Origin of the sequence: Oscillatoria sp. CS-180, assembly GCF_028330965.1 — a bacterium.
Lineage (GTDB): Bacteria > Cyanobacteriota > Cyanobacteriia > Phormidesmidales > Phormidesmidaceae > Halomicronema.
The window spans coordinates 41,420-63,183 of the sequence record NZ_JAQMUB010000101.1 but is presented as its reverse complement, the minus strand read 5'-3'; the positions used below and the strand labels follow the sequence as shown (position 1 = coordinate 63,183).

Sequence of the window (21,764 nt, the reverse complement as noted above, 5' to 3'; positions counted from 1 at the left end):
GACCAAGCTACATAGGGCTATATTGGGGACACTTAGCCAGATAATTTTCGGGAATGAAAAGGCTTTTTGAATCAGATTCCCAAAGAAAACCTGATTCAAAACTCAAATAGGATCGCTATATTACCGCATTCCTACAGCAAACCCAGCCGGCGTAGAGCATCCCGGGCTGCGGCTTTTTCAGCATCCTGTTTGCGTCGCCCTTTGCCCTGCCCATACATTGTCGTATCGATCCAAACTTCGGCAGTGAATTCTTTAGCGTGATCAGGGCCTGCTTCAGTCACGATGATATAGGTTGGAATGGGCAACACCTGGGCTAAAGCCCATTCCTGTAAGGCACTTTTTTCGTTAATGTTATGCGTTGGATCAGCGAGCAATTCAACCACGGATTCAAATAAAGGAAACACGACCTTTCTGACAGGGTCTATGCGCGATCGCTGATCTAAAAAGTAAGCACCAACCATCGCTTCAAAGGCACTACTCAGAAGGCGCGCGTTCTGACGCCCACCGCTGCCTTCCACCCCTCTACCTAATCGCAAATCTTTTTGCAGACAAAGCTGTTGAGCAAACTTACCCAGCTGTGTCGCATCTACTAAGGAAGCCCGGAGCGGAGTTAATTCACCTTCTGATTTTTCAGGATATCGGGCAAACAAGAATTCGCCACAGAGGAAAGTCAGTATGGCATCGCCTAAAAATTCCAGACGTTCATTGTCGCTGCCCGCATTAGGGTATTCCTTTGCATAGGACTTATGGGTCATGGCCTGCTGAAAGAGTTCAGGATTTTGAAAAGGCGGCGGCGTGTTCATAGATCAGACCCATGGCGAACGGTAGGAGAATAGCAAAAGACCGATCAAGACAGCCCGATGGGGGTCAAGCATCCGGATCGATGCCGAGCGATCGCAGCCTTGCAGCCAACTGATCTGCCCGCCGTTGAGCCTGTTCTTTAGCTTGCTGTTCAGCCCTGGCACGCTGTCCTTCCAGTTCAGCCTGCTGTTGGGCCTGTTCTTTGGCGATGCGCTCAGCTTCGGTGTCCGTCAGCAACCAGTCCCCTACAGCATCACACCACCGCAGCCACTCTCCGGGCACCCCTGCAAACTCTCCCTGCCAGACACCTAGACCAATCGACAAATCTTCTAACCAGATGCGAGGATTGGTCGCTGCCAACGCCTGCTCTTGATAAGCACCCTCAGTCAGCTTGAAGTACCGGAGTCGCTGAGTATAGCGGCTGTAGACAATGTAGTGCGGCACGCGCAGATACTGCTCGTAAACGTCTACTGTGCTCGGTGGTTGGTCTTGCACCTCAGGGACCTCAGGGCCTATCGGAAAACTGCTCGGCGGTTTCACCTGGTCACGCTCTTCATAAAACCGTCCTAGATCGTCCTGTTCTGTTCGGGGGGAGAGAAACTCCACCACCACCCTCGGGGTCTGCTGCTCTTGCCACACCACATAGCTCAGTCTTAAGTTCCCGTCGTAAAGACGCGGAACGTCAACCGCCAAAAACCAATCAGGTCGCTTGTGCCAAAGCGTATGCGCTTCGTCGTAATAGACGTTCAAGTCCGTGCCTGTGAACCAGTTGTCCCGAGAGTAGTTCGCCAAGGACAACGTGCGACTGAGTAACTGCGGCTGTAGGTCGTGAAACTCATCAGGCAAGCCAGGTTCCCCAGGAAATTCGCTGGGCAAATCATACATCGTCGGCAGCGTATTTCGGTGCGACGATACAGAAGCAGCAGCGTTGGACGAAACGAGAGGCTTGGAAAAACGGCTCATAGAACAGTATGGCCTGACAAGAGGGTTACTTTAATTGTAAGAGAGGCGATCGCGAATCCTGACCTCCAACTTTGCGAAACGCTCAGAACCACACTTCACCCTCGCAGCCTATTCTTAGCGACACTCGTCTTTCTGATCACGGGGGGGATGAATGGACTTCAGCATCAAAGTCACAATCGTCTCGATATAGCGCTCTTTGCTGAGTGGCATGATGTCGCGACCGTGAAGAATATGCTGCGTCAAACACATATAGACAGCAGATCCCAGAATAATTTGAGCGATCGCTTGAGAATCCGCAAAACCAAACTCAGGATGCTCTTTCAAATAGCACTGCATGAGTTCTAGACCCGGCTTGCTGAGGTAAGTAATAAACGTTCTCGCCAACTCTGGAAATCGACCCGACTCACCAATCACAAGCCGCACAAAGTCTTGATAGTCATCATCATCAGCGATCGTGTCTACCATTAAAGCCAACAAACGAGGCAAAGACTCCTCTGCAGACGTACCGAAAGACTCGGGCGTAAACTTCAACTGAAAGCGCTCTCGGGCAATTTTTTGAACTAGTGCCCGAAAAAGCCCTTCCTTGTCTTGAAAGTGGTTATAGACCGTAGGCTTTGATACACCTGCCGTAGCCGCAACCCGATCCATGCTGGTGCCGGCATAGCCTCGCGCCAAAAATTCTTGTAACGCACCGTCAAGGATTTGAGTAGCTTTATCGTTCTTGTTCAAAGCAGCGGTCATAGAAAAGTATGTAGACAGTCTAGATGTCTGCCTTGATTGTATTGTCTGGGTTGCCTGAGTGACCTGTTTCTACAGAATTTACATCATCACCTGAAAGCCAACGCTTTAGGACAACCATCCTAGAAACCACGCTAGCCTTCTTTGCTGATCTGCCACATCAAAAATTGTTGGGTTGGTTGAACAGCAACTCCCGAAATACCCTCGTGGGCAAACACGTAATCTTTATTCTGCCAGAGAGGAATGTAAGGTACATCCTCTTTTAGCAGGGTTTGCAAATCCTTGAATATCTGTTTACGAGCTTCGGGATCCTGCTCCGACTGCTGCGCCGCAACAAGTTCATTTGCTCGATCGCTGTAGTAAAAAGAGCCGTTTCCTTGACTTGCCCCTTGTTCACACAGTGTTGCTTCTGAACCTACTTCGCAGCTCAAGAAGGGCTGTACAAACGTATCAACATCGTAGTAGTCGGGATACCAGTTCGCTAGCACGGAGGGATAAACGCCCTTATCCACGTTGCCCCAAAGAGTTGCACTCTCAGCCGTTTGTACCGTGACGGTGACCAGTCCTGGTAATCCGGATTCGAAAGATTCTTTAAGGGTGTTGGCAACAATACTGCGAGTCGTTGATGCGGAGGGGTACCAGATTTCAAAGTTAAAGGGGTTGTCTTCCGAAAATCCGGCTTCTCTCAGCAGGCTCTCGGCTTGTTCAAAATTCCCATCGCCATAAGCTTGCTGAAGCACTGGTTCGTAGACATCAAAGCTGGTGGGAATCAGGCTGTAAAGGGGTTCTGCTTGCCCTTGAAAAACACGCTCGTTGACCAGTTCACGATCAATCATCGCGGCGATCGCCTGTCGCACCCGCACATCATTCAACGGCTCAATCTTCTGGTTCAGGCTCATATAGTTGACCACGGTTGTCCCCGCTTCAATAACCTGCCAGTTACCAGTATCAGCTTCTCGCTCCAAAGCTGCGATCTGATCAGGATCCAGCGTTTGATAAGCGACATCCACACCATTGGTCGTGAAGGTGTTGTAGAGGTTGGCCGGACTCGTGAAGATCTGGATATCAATACCACCATTGGCAGGCTTTTCACCCCAATAGTCCTCATTGACGTCTAATTTGATGGAGTCGCTGTTGAACTCAGCCAGCTTGTAAGGCCCAGTACCAATAAAGTTATCCGGAATAAAGCTGCCCTCAGCAATTTCGTAAACGTCTGGTGGGACCGGGGTGACTCCCCAAAACGTCATCAGCGCAGTAAAAGCCGCAAAAGGAGAATTGAGTGTGACAGTCAGTTCATATTCGCCTGTCGCTTCGACAGAGGCAATACGATCTGCCAGCAGGAAGGCAGGACGTCCACCGTTTTGCATGAAGCGCTCTAGGGAAAAGGCCATCACTTCTGCATTGAACGGGGTGCCATCATGGAAAACGACATCCTCACGTAGGGGAATCGTATACGTCAAATTATCTTCGCTGACGGTGGGCATTTCAGCCGCCAACTGAGGAATCAACTCCGTCGTGCCGGGTTCATAGGCGTAGAGCTGGTCGCCCAAATTATGTAAGAGGATACCGGGAAATATCTCATAGGCATCAGCAGGATCCAGAGTTCGCGCCGTTAACGTTGTGCCCATAGAGATGCGATCGCTCCCGGCCTCACTCGCTGTCTCTGCTGTCCCTTCTGTCTCAGAAGTCGGACTACTCGTGCAAGCCACGATGAAAGCAAAGCATAGACCCAACAGCGTGCCAAATCGGAACAGCGAGCGCCACTGTCGTCGAGCCAAGGCGTGACGAATCTGCAACAAACGAGACAAACCAGAGGACATCATAGAGTAACCCCAGGACTCAGAGAACCTAAATGTCGTCTATTAAGCCTTGGATTGGGGGTACCTGTCAATCAGACTTTATACAGCGGAGGGTTCTGAGGATGTGCTGTCACTGGTCGATTGGAAGAAGCGTTGAGCGATCGCGTCTGTCAAAAAGTGGCTCAAAAGACCCAAAGGTCCTGCAAAGAGACAGAAAGCTAATGAATGTCGAGTAAAAATGCCTTTCTCTTGTCCCTGCTGATAAATCCACCGCCCTACAAATAAATCCATCACCAGAAAGTGGGTCCATCCGGTTGCCATCACTTGGGAATTAGCAAACATTCCGGCCAAGCTGCTCAGCTCCAGCTGAGGATCAGAAAAAGCTTCGAGAATGCTGCCATCTAGCGTGGCAAATAGATACACGTACAAACTTGCTAGCGCCGCAAATGGAATGTAAGACTGCATAACGCGCTGAGTCAGCGACCAGTTTGGAAGCACTATCATCAGCGCCCAAAAGGGCAGTACAAACAAATTTGAAACTTGAAAGATCCGATCCAGATCATCAGGAGTTGGCATGAACATGGGCGATCGCGTTTATAGTACGCCTTTCAATATAAGCCCTGTGAAGCTTGGTGAAGTCCCTCTCAGTGTCTTAGGGAAATGGGGGATAGCGTAGGGAATGGGGTGCGCTTGATTCAAAGCATGCCGATATATAACTTTAGCCATCTAGACTTGTGTCCCCAACAGCATCTGGAGCTTAACGCACCCTGTCCCTCCCAACCTTTCTCAGTCTTCTCGCTGATAGCCCAACTCTGCTAATCGTGTGCGCGACTGCCGCCATTTGGGTTGCACCCTGACGAACAGCTCTAGGTACACCTTGCCGGTGATGAGTTTCTGCATTTGCTCACGAGCAGCAGTGCCGATGGTTTTCATCATGCTGCCTTTTTTACCGATGAGGATGCCTTTCTGAGAGTCTCGCTCAACATGGACTGTAGCCAGAATGCGGGTAATGGCGTCATCTTCCTCAACCCGATCAATGGCGATCGCAACCGAATGGGGAACTTCCTCACGGGTGTGATAGAGAATTTGTTCTCGGATCAGTTCGCCCATGATGAACCGTTCAGGCTGATCGGTAATCAAATCAGGAGGGTAGTAATAGGGACCCGGTTCAAGCCCTTGGATCAGGTGGTCTTGCAGGCTAGTCACTTGATCTCCCGTGATAGCGGAGAATTCAAGCAGGGGCCAATTCTGTTGTTCCGCCATCGCTCGATAGCTGTTGGCAACTTCGTCAGCTGTGTCGGGCGATCGCAGATCAATTTTGTTCATACCGAGATAGACCGGGGTTTGCTGCTGAGCTAGTAAATCGGCAATGAACTGATCCCCACGACCAGCAGGCACGGAACCATCCACCACAAAGAGCACGAGATCAACAGAGGCGATCGCCATGCGAGCGTTGTGAACCAAGACTTTGCCAAGTTCGTGGTGGGGTTTATGAATGCCTGGGGTATCCACAAAGATGATTTGAGCTGTCTCAGTCGTCAGAATGCCACGTAGCCGATTGCGAGTCGTTTGCGCCACCGGTGAGGTGATGGCTATCTTTTGCCCAATCAGATAGTTCATCAAGGTCGATTTACCGACATTAGGTCGCCCGACAATGCCGACAAACCCAGACCGAAAATTGGCGGGCGGGGTAGGGATGGTAGATGGCCCTAAGGTATCGATCATGTCTCTAGCCACCAATCACGTGAACAACCACTTCGCGATTGTGACCCCGCGATCGGTGCTCCCATAGGTAAATACCTTGCCAAGTACCCAGCGCTAACCGTCCATTCACAACGGGAATGGTTTCGGAGGTGCTCGTCAGCACAGAGCGGATATGAGCGGGCATATCGTCTGGGCCTTCCATGTTATGGACGTAGTGCATACCATCCGGTACCAGTTTTGATAAAAAAGTTTCCAAATCCACCAAGACATCCGGATCAGCATTCTCCTGAATGATGAGACTGGCAGAGGTATGACGAATGAAAACGGTGCAAAGTCCTGTGGTGATTCCCGATTCACTCACAACGTTCTGAACCTGAGACGTAAACCGCTGTAGCGACTTACCTCGGGTAGCAATATCCAGCACTTTTTGAAAATGGTGTGTGATGGTAGTCGCAGGCATAGTGAATAAAGAGCTTAGGAGTATTTATCCTACTATCCTCTACATCACAGCCCGGCAACTCCAACTTTAGAGAACTCATAAGCTTTAAGGAAAGAATAAACTTTGAACGGAAACATTTTCCATCCTTCAATATGAGAGCGTTTGAGAAATCGAGATTGCTGTCTATAAGGAAGGATTATGAACTATAAAGCGCTATATCCCGTCATCTACTATTAAAATCGGCAAAAGTGTTGTTACGATTTACATCGTGTATTTAAAGAATCCAACAGGCATCAAGCTAGCCTGTTTTTTTGGCGTTGCTGAAATGTCTGGATGGCGGTGGCCTGAGCTGCGAGAGGTGTTGCCTCTCAGTTCAATACACGTAATGTCCTTTTGAACTGCGGATACATGTCCCAACTCCCGGAACTTTCATCTCTGCAAGCTCTTTCTCGTCGTAGCGTTCTCAAACTGTTTGGATTTGGTACTCTTGCTGCTGGGGTAGGATATTCCCGCCTGAGTAAGCCGCAGCCCACTATTCATTCTCAAGACACGCTAACGTTGCCCCGACAGCCTCAGCGTGACCTCAAAGCGGTCGTTGTGGGAGGTGGTTTAGCCGGTTTAGCCGCTGCTTATGAGCTGAGCCAGCGAGGAGTGCAGGTTACGTTGCTGGAGCGATCGCCTCAGCTCGGCGGCAAGATTGCTAGCTGGCCGATTCAGGTTGGGGAAGACCGGTTCATGATGGAACATGGCTTTCATGGATTCTTCCCGCAGTACTACAATCTTTTCGGTTTGGTTGAAGAGCTCAACATCCGCGAGAATTTTAAGTCACTAGACTACTATTCTGTTGTCTACAAAAATGACTACAAGCCAGAGGTATTTCGCCCCAGTCACTCTGCTTTTCCTTGGAATGTCGTTGACCTGGCAATTAATTCTCCCAATCGTTTGAAGTGGGGCATTAATTTAGCTAAGCTTAAGCACTTAGAAGTGTTTCGAGAAATTACTGGGTTTCGAGCACCTCAAAGTTTTAATCGCCTAGATCAGCTTTCGGTCGCTGAATGGGTTAAAGAAGATTTTCCTCAAGGACTCTACGATCTATATTTTCTTCCCTTCGCGAAGTCCAGCCTCAATGCGCCAGATCTCATGAGTGCTGGGGAACTGATGCAGTTTTTCCACTTCTACTTTTTCGGTAATCCAGAGGGACTAGCGTTCAACGGCACATGTCAGGATATGGGACGCAGCCTAGTTGATCCCATTGTTGCCGCTATTCAAAATCAGGGCGGACAGGTAATCACCCAAGCAACAGTGAGTGGTCTCGATTGGCAGGATGGACAAATTAGTAGCGTTACTTATCAGAAGGGAGCCGTTTCAACGGATTCAGCACCTTTTTGGGTAGGGCGAAATCCTCTCCTCAGCAATGACGATATGGAGTATTTTGGAGCGGGCGATCGCGTCTTCAGCCACAAACCAGGTACCCAAGAAGCCCTGTCGTTGACCTGTACTCATCAGGGCTGCACAGTGCAAAAGACAGTGCAGGTTAGTGCATCCGGTGATGGCTATGCATGTCCCTGCCACGGTGCACTTTATGGCGAAGGCGGTGAGGTTCTGGCTGGACCAGCTCAAGATAATCTGACACGCTATAAAGTCCTGGCGCGGGCTGACGATCAGGTTCAGCTCGTGGCGATGACTACTTCAGGGGCAGCGGCGATCGCAGAAACTCTAGAAGCCGATTATTACGTCCTCGCGGCTGATATTCCTGGTATCAAGCACCTCATAGCCCTCTCCAAGGGGCAGGTTGAACCGGTTGTTGTGGCTCAGGTTGATCAGCTTCAAGTTGCCGATCCGTTTGCCGTAGGACGGTTCTGGTTTGACCGCGACTTTGATTGGGAACATAGCTGGTTTACATCGCTGTCAGGCTATCGACTCACGGACAGCATCACGCTCTATCACCGTATTCAAGAGGACTACATTGAGTGGGCCGAACGCACTGGAGGCAGCGTCGTCGAGCTTCATGCTTATTGCTATAAAGAGAAAGAATTTCCGACCCAGCAGGCATTATTAGAAACGTTTCAGTCGGAACTGTTTGAAATTGTGCCCTCTTTGCAAGAGGCTACCCTGTTGCATAAGCAGTTAGTGAATCAGAAGAACTTTGCTGGTTTCCCACCCGGCAGCTTTGCAGCTCGTCCTGAGACCACCACTAAGGCTACAAACCTGTTATTCGCAGGAGACTGGGTCAAAATGCCATTTCCTTGCGGACTGATGGAGCGAGCGGTCAGTAGCGGCTTGCTGGCAGCTAATGCTGTGTTGCAGAAGGAGGGCGCACAACGACGCCCAATTTTATCGGTCAATCCTGAAGGCATCCTGAAAATTTAATGGCAGCCTCTGCAACAAAAGCCTAAGCGGTAATATCGGTAAATAGTGACTGTTGTTCAACGCGGTGATACTCAACATGGTTGCGATTCCCCCTACACCTACGCCAGACACCCCAGTGGATTCGGCAGTAAGTAAGGATGTGCGATCGCTGGGAATTAACTCTAACCACTGGTATGTTGTGGCTCGTGCCGATGAGGTCACGGATAAACCGCTCGGGGTCATGCTTTGGGGTGAGGCGATCGTTCTATTCCGAGATACCAATGGGCACATCCAGGCGTTGGAAGACCGCTGCCCCCATCGCCAGGTCAAGTTGAGCCAAGGCGAAGTCGTTGATGGTGAACTAGAATGCGTCTATCACGGCTGGCGTTTTAATGCTGCTGGCAAATGCACAGAGATTCCTTACCTGGCAGACAATCAAAAATTGCCAGGCTGCACCATTCGACAGTTTCCAGTGCAGGAACTCGATGGGTTTATTTGGCTTTATCCGGGCGATCGCGATCAGCTCATTGCTGCGGACATTAAGCCCCTAGGATTACCTGAATGGGATCACCTCAACTACATCGCAACGGTTTCCATCATCGACGTCGAAGCGCACTACTCTTTCTTAATTGAAAACCTGATGGATATGTATCATGGGCGCTTGCATGATGACTATCAGGCTTGGGCAGACCCAGTGCTTGCCAATCTAGAGATGACCGACCAGCGGGTCGATGTTCTTTATGACGCCCAGAGCTATTACCGCATTGACAAAATTTGGTCAGTTTCGCAGCTCTTTTTTCCAGCACTGCGAAAGCTCCATCCTGAAGAACTGCGGGTGAGCTACATCTATCCTCATTGGGTTTCAACCCTGGGCCAAGACTTCAAGATTTGTTGTCTCTTTTGCCCCATTAGCCCAACCCACACCCGTGCCTATCTGGTCCACTTCACCTCGCTACAGGCATTCCATCGGCTGCACAAACTGCCTGTTCCTTTCCGCCGCTGGATCAAAAATAGCCTATTCGGATCTGCTCAAAAGATGTTGGACGGACTCGTCGCACAGGACGTTCTAATGTTGGAACAAGAGCAACAGTCCTACAACGAAAATCCTCTCTACAAAGGTCCTGAGTTTAACCGAGCAATGATTAGCGTTCAGAAGCTCATTCGCCAGCAGGCACAGAGTCGTGTTGCATCAATACACAACGGCACTTGAGTTTTGAACGCTGTCTTAGCAGTATCTAGGTCTTAACAGTATCCAGATTGTGGAAATCTCCAGGAGAAAATTTGCCGTTGGTAGGGTGTCATTACGATCGCCTCTGGCTGCTCAATCAGCGCTTGATTACCAACGACAATACCCCCAGAGTGGTCATCACCATGGACAATAACCAGTGAGCTTGTGACGTCAACGTTCATCTATCCATGCCGGAACAGGCGCAAATGTCTTCCCTTTGCTGAACGGGACCTCCATCACAGACGTACAGAAAATGTATCCATTGCCCTTCTGCGATGACCACAAGGCTACACTTCGGCTTTTTGGGACTGCTTAGCAAAGCGATACTGGGTAATCGTCAAACGGTTTCTATCATCCTGGCGTTCGTACGCAACTTGGTCAGCTGCTCGCCTTAAGAGAAACCAACCGTACCCACCGCCCTGAAGCAAGCTGCCGGGTTCAGGCTCATCTAGCTTGTCTGGATCAAAAGGGTCACCATGATCCCAAATATGAATATCAATGCGACTCTCTTTAAGCACGACATTGATAACAACAGGCGTTTCGGCAGGAAGCATTGCATGCGCATGGCGAACGGCATTCGTGAATCCTTCTGCTATGGCAATGTTTAGGCGATCGCAGTATTCTTCGACCCAATTAAGCTCAGGTTCTAAAGAATCGTACAGCGTTTGAAACCATTGCTGTACAGTCAATAGAGCCTCTAACCGACTATCGATGACTAGATGTTCACGTCTTAGCATGACTCTACTCAGCTTTCTGTTTTGCAAGCTAGCAGATGCTCCTACGTCTATTAAAACCAAACGTATAAAAAAAACAAGGCCGCCTGCGTAACTAACAGCAGACGACCTTGCAATTCACAACAGGTCAACTTAGAACAAACCGAGTGTCAAAGACTTATCGATTGGGAAAGTTGCACCAATACCTAGCCACAGAGTGACCAGCGTACCAAACATGAAAACAGTTGTCGCAACAGGGCGACGGAAAGGGTTCTGGAACTTGTTGACGTTTTCGACAAAAGGAACCAGCATCAAACCCAAAGGAATCGCTGTCATGCCAGCAATCCCCAAAAGCTTATTGGGAACGATACGGAGAATCTGGAAGGTGGGATATAGGTACCACTCAGGCAGAATTTCCAAAGGTGTTGCAAAAGGATTCGCAGGCTCACCGACCATTGCGGGATCGAGAATTGCCAGCGCGACACAGCATGCAATGCTGCCCAAAATTACAACGGGGAAAATATAGAGAAGGTCGTTAGGCCAAGCGGGCTCGCCGTAGTAGTTGTGGCCCATTCCCTGCTTGAGCTTCTCTCTCAACTTAGGATCACTCAGATCCGGTTTCTTGATGGTTGCCATAGTGCGTTGCTCGACTTCAAGACTTACAGTTTAAGGGGAAATTACCAACGAAAAGGTTCTCTCTCAACAGTCTTAAGGAATATAAACTTCCTTAGAGGGGACCAGAAATACCTTGCTTCCGAATCATCAGGAAGTGCAGCAGCATGAAGACTGCGATCGCCCAAGGCAGAACAAAGGTATGCAGGCTGTAGAAGCGGGTCAATGTTGCTTGACCAACGGCTTCACCACCGCGCATCAGTTCAACAATCGTGGAACCGACAACGGGGATAGCACCCGGAACACCCGACACAATCTTGACGGCCCAATAACCGACCTGATCCCAAGGCAGAGAGTAACCCGTTACCCCAAAGGTGACGGTGATGACTGCCAAGACGACACCAGTAATCCAAGTCAGCTCACGAGGCTTTTTGAAACCACCCGTGAGATAAACTCGGAAAACATGAAGAATCATCATCAGGACCATCATGCTGGCGGACCAGCGGTGGATGGAACGGATGAGCCAACCAAAGTTGACATCAGTCATCAAGTACTGAACAGAGGAGAATGCTTCAGTCACAGTTGGCTTGTAATAAAAAGTCATTGCAAAGCCAGTTGCAAACTGAATCAAGAAGCAGGTCAAAGTAATACCGCCAAGGCAGTAAAAGATGTTGACGTGGGGTGGAACGTACTTACTGGAGATATCATCGGCGAGTGCCTGAACTTCCAGCCGTTCGTTGAACCACTGATAAGCTTTTGAATCTGTAACTTGTTTGGTAAACATGAAGCGAAAGGCTGTTTATGTACGTAGTCCATTCCTTAGAAATTTAACATAGCTCAAACTTCCACAAGAGACATTCCCCCGAGAACGTTACAGAATTCAATCCAAAAAGACTGCAAATCCCTTTTCTATCAACCTTTTTGATAGTTTTTCACCGCTAGAATCCCGTGCAAGGTCCTTTACATATCTTTGCATATGTGTAGAAGGGTCGAGAACTGTAAAGCACAAGGCTGCTCTGATAGGATCCCTAATCTGGGATGTGGCTTCTACAATCAGAGGTAGGGGAATTGGGTTCTATGCGACACAAAATCTTAAGGATCACTGCGATATTCGCACTCACGCTCATATTCAGCTGGGGCATCTTCCAACCTGCTGCACTGGCACTCACCGATGAGCAAAGTTTGTTAGCCGAGGTTTGGCGGATTGTCAACAGGGCCTACTTGGATGAGACGTTCAACCATCAGAACTGGTGGTTTGTACGAGAAGGCTTTTTGAAGCGTGACTTAACCAGTCGAGAAGAGACCTACGATGCCATTCGCGAAATGCTGGGTTCCCTAGACGATCCTTACACTCGTCTGCTACCACCCGAACAATACCGTAGCTTACAAACCAGTACGGCAGGGGAGTTAACAGGGGTGGGTCTGCAAATTTCTAAAGACAATCAAAGTCAGTCACTACAAATCATTGCTCCCATTGAAGGCTCACCTGCTGCCACCGCCCATCTTCAGCCGCGCGATCGCATCATTGCTATTGATGGGCTGCCTACCGAAGATCTGACCCTTGACGAAGCCGCTAACCACATGCGCGGCCCCATTGGCACCAAGGTTGTGCTAACGATTGTGCGTGGCGAAGAAGCCCCCCAAGACATCCCATTAGTGCGCGATGTGGTCAACTTGAATCCTGTCTTCACCCGCTTAGCCCGTATCTCAGAGGACCTGACAGTGGGATACATCCGCTTGAGTCAGTTCAATGCGAACGCTGCTAGTGAAGTTAGCGATGCCATCAAGACCTTTGAGCAGCAAAATGTTAACGGCTATATCCTAGACCTCCGCAATAATCCCGGTGGGCTTCTCTCTGGGGGGATTGACATTGCTCGACAGTGGCTAGACGACGGCAAGATTGTGTATACCTTTGACCGCCGAGGTGTAGTAGACGACTTTGAAGCAACGGGGTCAGCTCTTACAGACGCGCCCTTGGTCATATTGGTGAACGAAGGTACTGCCAGCGCCAGCGAGATTTTGGCAGGTGCTCTCCAGGACAATCGTCGTGCTCAGCTTGTTGGTAGTAAAACGTTCGGCAAAGGATTAATTCAGTCTTTGTTTGATCTCTCCGACGGGTCAGGATTAATCGTTACAGTGGCGAAATACAAAACACCTGCCAACCACGACATCAACCGTTTAGGTATTCGGCCCAACCAAACGGTTCCGCTGGCAAACCTTGCCCGTGACCAAGTGGGAACTGAACAAGACACCCAATATCAGGCTGCAATCGATCTGCTAAGTCAGTCAATGGTAATGGCGAGTGCTCCGTAAACGAAGTCGCACATATCATGATCCCCTCCACGGGGCGATCGCACTGGACCGACACGAGCCAGTCGAACAGCTGCTGATCCGCTTGATTGATACTCCTGCTTTTCAGCGTCTACGCAGAGTGCGACAGCTCGGAGCCGCTAGCCTCACCTTTCACGGTGCCGAAAGTTCTCGCTTTACCCATGCTCTCGGCGTCATGGAGCTGACCCGTAAGGCCTTTGATCTATTAGCAAAACGCTATCCTAAGCTGGCACCTCACCGCGCTACGGTTTTATGTGCTGCTCTCCTACATGACATTGGTCATGGCCCGTTTAGTCACACCGCTGAAGACATTTTTAATACCCATCACGAATATTGGACTCAACGGATTATTCGTGAGTCGCCCGAGGTGCAAACGCTAATCACACAGCACGATTCGTCCCTAACTGCAAGCATTGAATCGGTTTACGTGCATCAGCACCCTGTTCCACTGGTCTGGCAACTCGTCTCCAGTCAATTAGACTGCGATCGCCTCGATTACCTCATGCGCGACAGCTACTTTACCGGCGCATCCTACGGAAATTTAGACCTGGACCGGATTGTGCGATCGATGGACATTGATCATGACACCAATTTGGTCGTTTCTCGCAAAGGGCAGACAGCAGTCGAGCACTATCTCCTCGTGCGCTACTTCATGTATGCCCAGGTCTATAACCATCCCAAAAATTTGGCCGCTACGTGGATTTTGACGAAAGCCTTTCAGCAGGCTCAGAAATGCTTTGCGCTGGGAGATTTAGAAACTGATAGGACGATGCAGGCTTGGCTCAACCATCCGCAGCTAACCCTAACGCTAGACGATTATTTAGCAGCCGATGATATCGTATTTACCTACCATCTCCAGCGCTGGCAGCACCACAGCGATCCACTGCTGTCTGATCTTTGCCAGCGATTCATCCATCGCAATTTACTGAAGGGACGAGACGTCTCGAATTGGGACGAAGGAGATCGTAATGATCTCCTCGCCAGAACCCGTACCCAAGTCTTTGAAGCAGGCTACGATCCCGACATTTACTGCGGCCTGAGCCAGAGTCAAAGTCGTGGATACACCCTCTATCAGCGAGGCATCAAAATTTGGGTCGGCGATCGCCCCGTAGACATCAAACAGCTTTCACCCCTGATTGCTCCCCTAACACACACCTATCACCGCACTTGGCTACTGCACCCTGCTGAAGTCACCCCGTGGCTGGATGAACAACTGAAATAAAGGTAAATGGGTCAACTATCTTAAAGCTCAGCGCCCAATGCCTCTAGGGTTTGCTGCTGGGCTTCCGTGAGCCCGATCACATCCCTGAGAATCATGCCTTCATAGAGACGGGGTGCTCGCAGCAGACCCATGCATTCACCCGTTTGACTATCCCACAGCCTGACTGACTGATCTTGTGAGCCGCTCGCGATCAGCCGTCCATCAGAACTGTAAGCAACCGAAGACACAACGTGCTCGTGACCAGTACAGCAGTGTAAGCACTGCCCTGTCTTGGTATCCCAGATGCGGACGGTGCGATCATGCGAGCCACTGGCAAAAACAGACCTGTCGGGGGCACAGGCGACGGCAAACACCCAATTGGTGTGCTGCTTGTAAGTCTGTAAACAAGTCCCTGTCTGCCACTGCCAGATTTTGAGCGTGCCATCAGAACTACTCGTAACTAAAATGTCGTCTTCCACGGCAGATGTTGCTTGGAAATCGACCCCGTAAACGCGGTTGTTGTGTCCTTGGAGGATCTGAAGACATTCGACTGTCTCCACATCCCAAACCCGGGCCGTGTGATCGGCCCCAGCACTGGCCAGAAGCCCTGTTTTGGAAAAGGCAACGTTCCATACTTGCCCCTGATGGCCTACCAGCGTTTCCAGGCATTCGCCTGTATGACAATCCCACAAACGAATTGTGCTGTCTGCTCCACCACTTGCCAATAGAGGAAATCCAGAAGGCGTTCTGAGGAGCGGGGAGAAAGCGACACTGTAGACCCAATCCGTATGCCCCCGCAGAATGCAGCAGCATTGACCCGTCTGCAAATCCCACAAACGAATCGTACGATCGCGGCTAGCACTGGCAATGAGATGATTGTCAGGGCACACCGCGATCGCACACACCTGATCGGAATGACCTACCAGCGTGAGGTGGCAGGTCTTGCCTGCTAACTCCCAAACGCGCACGCTGCTGTTATTGCTACCGCTGACCAGCGATCGCCCATCTGGACTAAAAGCCACCGGATACACCCAATCGGTATGACTGGTCCAAGTTCGCAAAGACTGGGCTGTTTGTACATTCCATAGACGCACCGTTTGGTCGAGACTCACAGCGGCTAGCATAGTTGCCGCCGCATCGAACGATAGCGAGCTGACTTGATTATGATGTCCGACGAAGGTTTTTAAGCACCGCCCAGTCGTGCTATTCCAGAGACGAATCGTATGGTCGCTACTACCACTTGCTAGCATCAGCTCCTGGGATAAAGAGAGATGAGGGGCAAACGTGACGGTGTAGACATCGTTCGTATGTCCCGACAATGTTCGTAGCAGCATCCCTGTATAGACATCCCAAAGCTTCACATCACAGCCACTACCGCCAGACGCTAACACTAGATTTTGGGAAAATTGCCCATTTGACGGAGAGTCTATTGGCTGCTCTGAGGCGATCGCAACAGATCGGACTCCGCCGGGGTGGGCCTCAAGCACTTGCAAGCATTGCCGGGTATGACTGTCCCATAAGCGAACAGTGCCATCGTCACTGCCGCTCGCTAACGTAATACTGCTGGGACAAAACGCAACCGTCCGCACACAGCCTTCGTGCGCTGCCAACACGTGCAGGCAGTTTCCAGAATGGCTGTCCCACAGGCGCACAGTGCAGTCGCTACTGCCGCTCGCAATCCATCGTCCATCAGGACTGAAAGCCACCGAGAAAACCTCGTTGCGATGTCCTTGACAGATTCTCAGGCACGCTCCACTTTCAAGGTCCCACAACCGCAGTGTGTGATCAGCGCCGCAGCTCACCAACACCTTGCCATCGGGACTAAAAGCGATCGCCCGCACCCAGTTGCTGTGTCCCTGAAAGATCCGTAGGAGTTTGCCGCTGGTGGTCTCCCAAAGGCGTACGGTGCAGTCTGTATCACAGGTTGCTAATACGTGTTCTCGAACACTGGGTGTCGCCGAGGGCTGTGGGCTATCCAGAGAAATCGCCACCGGACTGAAGGCAGCGGCTAGGATGTTGCCTAAATTCTCAGTGAACACCGTATGGTTGAAATGACAGCGAGCAAAATCAACCTGATGCAGAGGATAATCTTGCAGGTTCGTTTGCCAAACAGGAAGCCCCGAAAAGTCATAGCCAGTGAGATCCGTGGCTAGCACTTGAAACAAAGTCAGTAAATTACCAGGCGCATAGGACGGAAAGTAGGAGGGGACAGTTTGAATTTGCGGCAGCGTCTGAAGATGAGCCAGCCAGGTTTGCAAATGGGCTTCAGTTTGGGCAGAGGTGCCAAAGGTGTGATTGAGAGTTTGTACAATTGGCGCAATGATGAGACGAAGCTGACTGTCGCGAATATAGTCTTCGGAGCTCGCTTTGCTCAAGGCATGGGTCTCAAGCAGGGAGCGGACAGCATCTTTATGATGTGAGTCATGAGGTGTTGCGCCAGCATTACAGGCGATATTGCTACAGACCTGTTCGATAAGTCGCGCGGTGACATACTCCATGACGACGGGCTGCTGACTGAAGGTTTCTTGCTGCTTTTCAATCAGCGATCGCTGCTGTAGCAGCGCCAATGCTTGCAGCAGGTCCCGCATGGGAGGTGGATCGAGCAGATCAGCCTGCAGCAGTTTTATAGAAACTGGCACACGATTGATAGCTAGCCAGTACATAATGGACTGCTCCAGCGGCGGCAGTCGATCAAACTGACACGCAATCAAGTCGCGAATATCATCCAGCAGAAAGGCTTCTTGCTGAACAAAGTCTAGGAATTGATTGAGATCGCTATTAAAAAAGTCACGAATAGCAGAAGCAACGATTTTTAGGGCTAGAGGATTTCCGGCATAGCGATTGGTAAGGGCCTGCCACTGAGTCTCTGTCCCCAGAAAGCTGCCCTTATGGTGAAAAATCGCTTGACTCTCAGCCGTCATGAGACCCGAGAGCCGCAAGCAACGAACCGGCAAGTCACGACCTTCACGAGCAGTTAATCCCCGAGGCATTTCACGCGAAGTCAACATGACCACGCTGGGATGCTGAGTCTCCCCTAGCGATCGCAGTATTTGCCCATACCCTTCGTAACCAGCGCGATAGCTGCCAGACCGGCTGCCTTGCTGAAGAATGGCTTCTAAATTATCCAGAATTAGGAGACAGCGACAGGTGCGTAGTGCTTTCAAGAGCCAATTCACCAGACCGTCCATGTGGTTGGGCAGTTGCGAAACGGCCTGCGGCAGGATAGTCGAAATGCAGTCTTTGATAACGGTGTCGGGGGCAGGCGCATTGCGAAGCGATCGCCACACCACACAGTCAAAGGTGGCCTCGTGGAGATGAGCACTGTGAACCGAGAGCGTTGTTTTGCCAATGCCCCCCATTCCCAGCAGCACAACCATACGGCAGTTCTTATCTTCTAGCCATTGAGAGAGAGTGTGCAGCTCTTCCTCTCGACCGACAAACCCTGTCGTATCAGGCGCATCGCCCCAATCAGACGATCCGTCAGTTGAAGACGTGACAGTAGGTGGTGTGGCAATAGAAGGCGGGGAAATAGCCGATGTGAGTGGAGAGGGCGCAATACGGGTAGGGAAAACCTCATTGTTCTGAAGTGGAAGGGACTCGGCGATCGCCTGCCAGTCAACATTAACGGCATCACAGATAGCAATGAACGTTTCACTCCGAATCGATTTACGTCCCCAAAAGCGATTCAGAGTTGCGCGTGAGGTATAGGCAGCCGCACACCAAGCTTCTGCGGTTTTACGCCACCCCTTAGCCCGACGCGCTTGGTCGATATGTTGCAGACCAACAGTGGATGCTTTGAGTGAATCAGCCATAAGTCACCCGATTTCACTGCCGAATTCAGTCGATATGAGAAATACTTGAAAATCTCAGTGTTAGTGAGACAACTGAAACAGAAAATTGAGAACTTGTATCACGCATTTCATGTTAACGCGCGGAGAAAAGCGCGCTTTCCCTGCTTCGGCAATGACTGTCTGAGCCAAGCATAAACGAAATCTGAGAGTGCGATGAAGCGCCTCTAAATCTAACGGGAAATTGTCATTCTTGTGAAGTTGATCGACATCACCTCAGTTCACAGCGCACTTAAAAACTGAGTTATTGAGATGACATAAATCCGGCATCTTAATGAAAGACAAGGCAAGAGAGCGTGATTTCTCTTAGCCCGTCAGAGGTTCAAAATCCGGATTTTGGAATCTCCGCGTTTTCGACTCTTATCGACAACAAGGTAAATTCCAATGACTGACAACGTAATTTCTAGAAATGAAGTTCAGCAGGATGGCGTAGAGCTTCTCAACCCAGGAGAAAGTCTGCGCGTGGATGGTGTGCTTCAGGTCGAGCAGGAACCCGCTGTTCTCACTCAAAGTGTAGATAATTCTATTCTGGTGCGGGGAACGGTTCAATCAGACACCACGGCTATTCAGGTTGAAGGTATTGACACCGTAATCGAGAACCGGGGTCTCATTAGCGGCGACTTCAACGGTATCAACGTTGCGAATGGCGATTTTGCATCTGCATTGATTACAAACCAGCGTCGGGGTGTGATTACTAGTGAAAGCCGCGCTGTTAACATCGGTGGAATTGGTGCTGTCCTGAAAAATCGTGGATTGATAACCACGACAGCCGATCCTCGTAACGGCACAGTCTATGGGGATGTGACGGCAGATAACATTTCTATTTTCAACGAAGGCACAATTGACGTCGGTGAGGGCAACAACGGAGACGCCATTTCGTTAGAACTTGGACACCAAGTGTTTGGGCAAATTGTTAATTCCGGTAGAATTCATGGACGTGGCGAAGCGCTGGGTAGCAATCAGGCAGCGGCGATACGACTTTACTGGGTGCCCGCAGCAGGAGAGACCTCAACCTTCAATGGTGACATCATTAACGACGGCATTCTCACCGCAGAGAATGGTCCGGTCGTGGTCGTTGAAGAAAACACTATCTTGAATGGCGATCTGATCAACAACCGATTGATTGAGAACACTAACCCCGACAACGGTGTTGGTATTCGGGTGGAAGATGGCGGTGAAGTGACGGGTGTCATTCTCAACAACAGCACTATCATCGGCGATCGCACTGCAATTGATATTGCTAACGGCGGCACCGCAAACGCTACCATCATCAACGAGGGCAGAATTCTGAGTGATAGTCGTCCAGTCAATTTAGGCGGCGACACTAACATTCTGGTCAACAACAGCCGCATTCTATCAACAGCAGACCCTCGCAACGGCACGGTTTATGGTGATGTCACTGCACGCAATATAGTCATCGAGAACAACGGTTTTATTGACGTTGGCGAAGGGAACAACGGTGATGCAATTTCGCTAGAGCTAGGTGCAGTCGTTAATGGCGCAGTTGTTAATACAGGAACAATTCGGGGACGCGGAGAATCCCAAAGTGACAACACCGAAGCGGCTGCTATTCGTCTGTACTGGGTTGAATCAGCGGGCAGTCCTGTGTCAGTTTTCAACGGAGACATCATCAACGACGGAACCCTGCTGTCCGAAACAGGCGGTGCCGTCATCATTGACGATCGCGTTGTCCTCAATGGCACGATTGTGAACAATGGCTTGATCCGAGGCGGAGATGAGGAAACTTCTGCACGGGTTGCTGTAGATGCCGAGGAAGCTGCTAGCCCGATCGTTTTGGTCAACAACAACCGCATTATTGGGGATGTGAAGCTGAGCCAGAACGATGATGTCTACATTGGTTTGGCAGGGCAAACCCAAGGCGTTGTCTTTGGTAACGACGGCAATGATCAGCTGTTAGGAGGCGATCGCCGCGACATCTTGAGCGGCGGCAGCGGTAACGACTTCATCCTGGGCAATGGTCTCGTCGATATTTTGTCGGGAGGCAGTGGTAACGATTTCATTGACGGTGGATCTGGCAACGACGACATTTCTGGAGGTTCGGGCGTCAACTTTGTCATCACCGGAGCCGGACAGGACCGGGTCCTTTTATCAGACGAAGGCTTCGTAGCGATCGCGGATTTTACGGCGGGCGAAGATTCTTTAGCCCTAGGCGATTTGAACGCTAGTGACCTCAAAATCGAGAGCCTGTTTAACAGCACCATCATTACAGCAAAAACCACTGGCAAGGCGATCGCCTTCGTACCTTTTATCTCACCCGATCAGCTAGGCCGTTTTCGAGAGGTTAACGCAGACATTCTTCTTGAAGAGGAAACCCCTAACTTACCAACGCTCGGAAACCCTGAAGCCTCCGTTTTCTCAGATGGCAGCGAGAATGAAATTCTAATTGGCACTCCAGATTCTGACCTCCTGGATGGCCTGGGTGGCAATGACGTCATTAGCGGGTTGGCAGGTGCCGATTCTTTAGATGGCAATACTGGAAACGACGTCATCAATGGAGGTTCCGATAATGACATTCTCCTCGGCAGCAACGATAACGATGTTGTGAGTGGTGATGCTGGCGATGACTTAATTGACGGTGGCTCAGGCAATGACGTTCTTCTGGGTGGTATCGGAGCGGACACCTTTACTGTGACACCCACCTCAGGCGTAGACATCATTGTCGACTTTGAAGTCGGGGTTGATACGCTGCGGCTGGAGGGAGGGCTCACTTTAGGTCAAATCTCTCTCGTACAGTCTGACAGCAACACTCTAGTCCTAACTGAAACGGGTACACCGTTAGTCGGCTTGGCCAACGTGCAGGCTGACGATCTGGTTGATTCCGTTGTTGTGGGTTAAGTTGTTCAAAATCAGTTCGCCTTAGTCAAGGTAGTCAATCCAACTTCAGAGAAACGGTCACCTTGCCAAAAAGTGACCGTTTTTTACCTCTTTTGCCAAAACCATAGCCGTCGCTAGTTTCGCTAGGACAAGACGGCGAGTCATTGGGCTATACAGCTAAGTCCCTGAATGCTGTTAGGTGC

General features: G+C 50.3%; 16 protein-coding genes. 5 read left to right on the top strand and 11 right to left on the bottom strand.

Features of this window, described 5'->3' with window-relative positions; all coding sequences use genetic code 11:
• Positions 1 to 131: 131 nt before the first annotated feature.
• The 7 genes from rnc to PN498_RS27800 all read right to left on the bottom strand — a co-directional run bounded on the left by rnc (position 132) and on the right by PN498_RS27800 (position 6,465).
• Complete coding sequence (gene rnc / locus PN498_RS27830) at positions 132 to 803, bottom strand: ribonuclease III (protein WP_272066730.1); 672 nt, start codon at positions 801 to 803, stop codon at positions 132 to 134.
• Positions 804 to 867: 64 nt separating this feature from the next.
• Positions 868 to 1,764 carry a Uma2 family endonuclease gene (locus PN498_RS27825; protein ID WP_272066729.1) on the bottom strand — a complete coding sequence of 299 codons (897 nt, stop codon included), beginning with the start codon at positions 1,762 to 1,764 and terminating at the stop codon, positions 868 to 870.
• A gap of 114 nt (positions 1,765 to 1,878) precedes the next feature.
• Positions 1,879 to 2,505 carry a TetR/AcrR family transcriptional regulator gene (locus PN498_RS27820; protein ID WP_272066728.1) on the bottom strand — a complete coding sequence of 209 codons (627 nt, stop codon included), beginning with the start codon at positions 2,503 to 2,505 and terminating at the stop codon, positions 1,879 to 1,881.
• A gap of 131 nt (positions 2,506 to 2,636) precedes the next feature.
• Positions 2,637 to 4,325: an ABC transporter substrate-binding protein gene (locus PN498_RS27815; RefSeq protein WP_272066727.1), complete on the bottom strand. Its 1,689-nt coding sequence runs from the start codon at positions 4,323 to 4,325 to the stop codon at positions 2,637 to 2,639.
• A gap of 75 nt (positions 4,326 to 4,400) precedes the next feature.
• The gene (locus PN498_RS27810; RefSeq protein ID WP_272066726.1) at positions 4,401 to 4,883 is read right to left on the bottom strand and encodes an ABA4-like family protein; all 483 of its coding nucleotides are present in this window, start codon (positions 4,881 to 4,883) and stop codon (positions 4,401 to 4,403) included.
• Between the two features lie 204 nt (positions 4,884 to 5,087).
• Positions 5,088 to 6,026, bottom strand: coding sequence for a GTPase Era (era, locus tag PN498_RS27805; RefSeq protein ID WP_272066725.1), 939 nt, complete (start codon positions 6,024 to 6,026; stop codon positions 5,088 to 5,090).
• 4 nt (positions 6,027 to 6,030) lie between these two features.
• Complete coding sequence (locus PN498_RS27800) at positions 6,031 to 6,465, bottom strand: secondary thiamine-phosphate synthase enzyme YjbQ (protein ID WP_272066724.1); 435 nt, start codon at positions 6,463 to 6,465, stop codon at positions 6,031 to 6,033.
• A 387-nt stretch (positions 6,466 to 6,852) separates the two neighbouring features.
• Between PN498_RS27800 and PN498_RS27795 the strand changes: the two genes are divergently transcribed.
• The gene (locus PN498_RS27795; protein WP_272066723.1) at positions 6,853 to 8,814 is read left to right on the top strand and encodes an FAD-dependent oxidoreductase; all 1,962 of its coding nucleotides are present in this window, start codon (positions 6,853 to 6,855) and stop codon (positions 8,812 to 8,814) included.
• 76 nt (positions 8,815 to 8,890) lie between these two features.
• Positions 8,891 to 10,003: an aromatic ring-hydroxylating dioxygenase subunit alpha gene (locus tag PN498_RS27790; protein ID WP_272066722.1), complete on the top strand. Its 1,113-nt coding sequence runs from the start codon at positions 8,891 to 8,893 to the stop codon at positions 10,001 to 10,003.
• 305 nt (positions 10,004 to 10,308) lie between these two features.
• Here PN498_RS27790 and PN498_RS27785 read toward each other — a convergent pair whose 3' ends face one another.
• From PN498_RS27785 to petB, 3 genes are all read right to left on the bottom strand, one after another.
• Positions 10,309 to 10,758 carry an ATP-binding protein gene (locus PN498_RS27785; RefSeq protein ID WP_272066721.1) on the bottom strand — a complete coding sequence of 150 codons (450 nt, stop codon included), beginning with the start codon at positions 10,756 to 10,758 and terminating at the stop codon, positions 10,309 to 10,311.
• 129 nt (positions 10,759 to 10,887) lie between these two features.
• A complete protein-coding gene (petD, locus tag PN498_RS27780) occupies positions 10,888 to 11,370 on the bottom strand; it encodes a cytochrome b6-f complex subunit IV (RefSeq protein WP_272066720.1) in 483 nt (160 codons plus the stop codon).
• Positions 11,371 to 11,461: 91 nt separating this feature from the next.
• Positions 11,462 to 12,130, bottom strand: a complete 669-nt coding sequence (gene petB, locus PN498_RS27775; protein ID WP_272066719.1) for a cytochrome b6 — start codon at positions 12,128 to 12,130, stop codon at positions 11,462 to 11,464.
• Positions 12,131 to 12,423: 293 nt separating this feature from the next.
• Here petB and ctpA point away from each other — a divergent pair, with 293 nt between their 5' ends.
• Together ctpA and PN498_RS27765 are read left to right on the top strand one after the other, a co-directional pair.
• Entirely contained in the window at positions 12,424 to 13,659 is a 1,236-nt protein-coding gene (gene ctpA / locus PN498_RS27770) for a carboxyl-terminal processing protease CtpA (protein WP_272066718.1), read from the top strand.
• Entirely contained in the window at positions 13,649 to 14,899 is a 1,251-nt protein-coding gene (locus PN498_RS27765) for an HD domain-containing protein (protein ID WP_272066717.1), read from the top strand. The genes ctpA and PN498_RS27765 overlap by 11 nt, the downstream gene beginning before the upstream one ends.
• A 20-nt stretch (positions 14,900 to 14,919) precedes the next feature.
• Here the strand turns inward: PN498_RS27765 and PN498_RS27760 are convergent, their stop codons facing one another.
• A complete protein-coding gene (locus PN498_RS27760) occupies positions 14,920 to 18,690 on the bottom strand; it encodes an NB-ARC domain-containing protein (protein WP_272066716.1) in 3,771 nt (1,256 codons plus the stop codon).
• Positions 18,691 to 19,110: 420 nt separating this feature from the next.
• Between PN498_RS27760 and PN498_RS27755 the strand changes: the two genes are divergently transcribed.
• Positions 19,111 to 21,582 (top strand): calcium-binding protein, encoded by a 2,472-nt coding sequence (locus PN498_RS27755; protein ID WP_272066715.1) that lies wholly within the window; start codon positions 19,111 to 19,113, stop codon positions 21,580 to 21,582.
• Positions 21,583 to 21,764 lie beyond the last annotated feature (182 nt).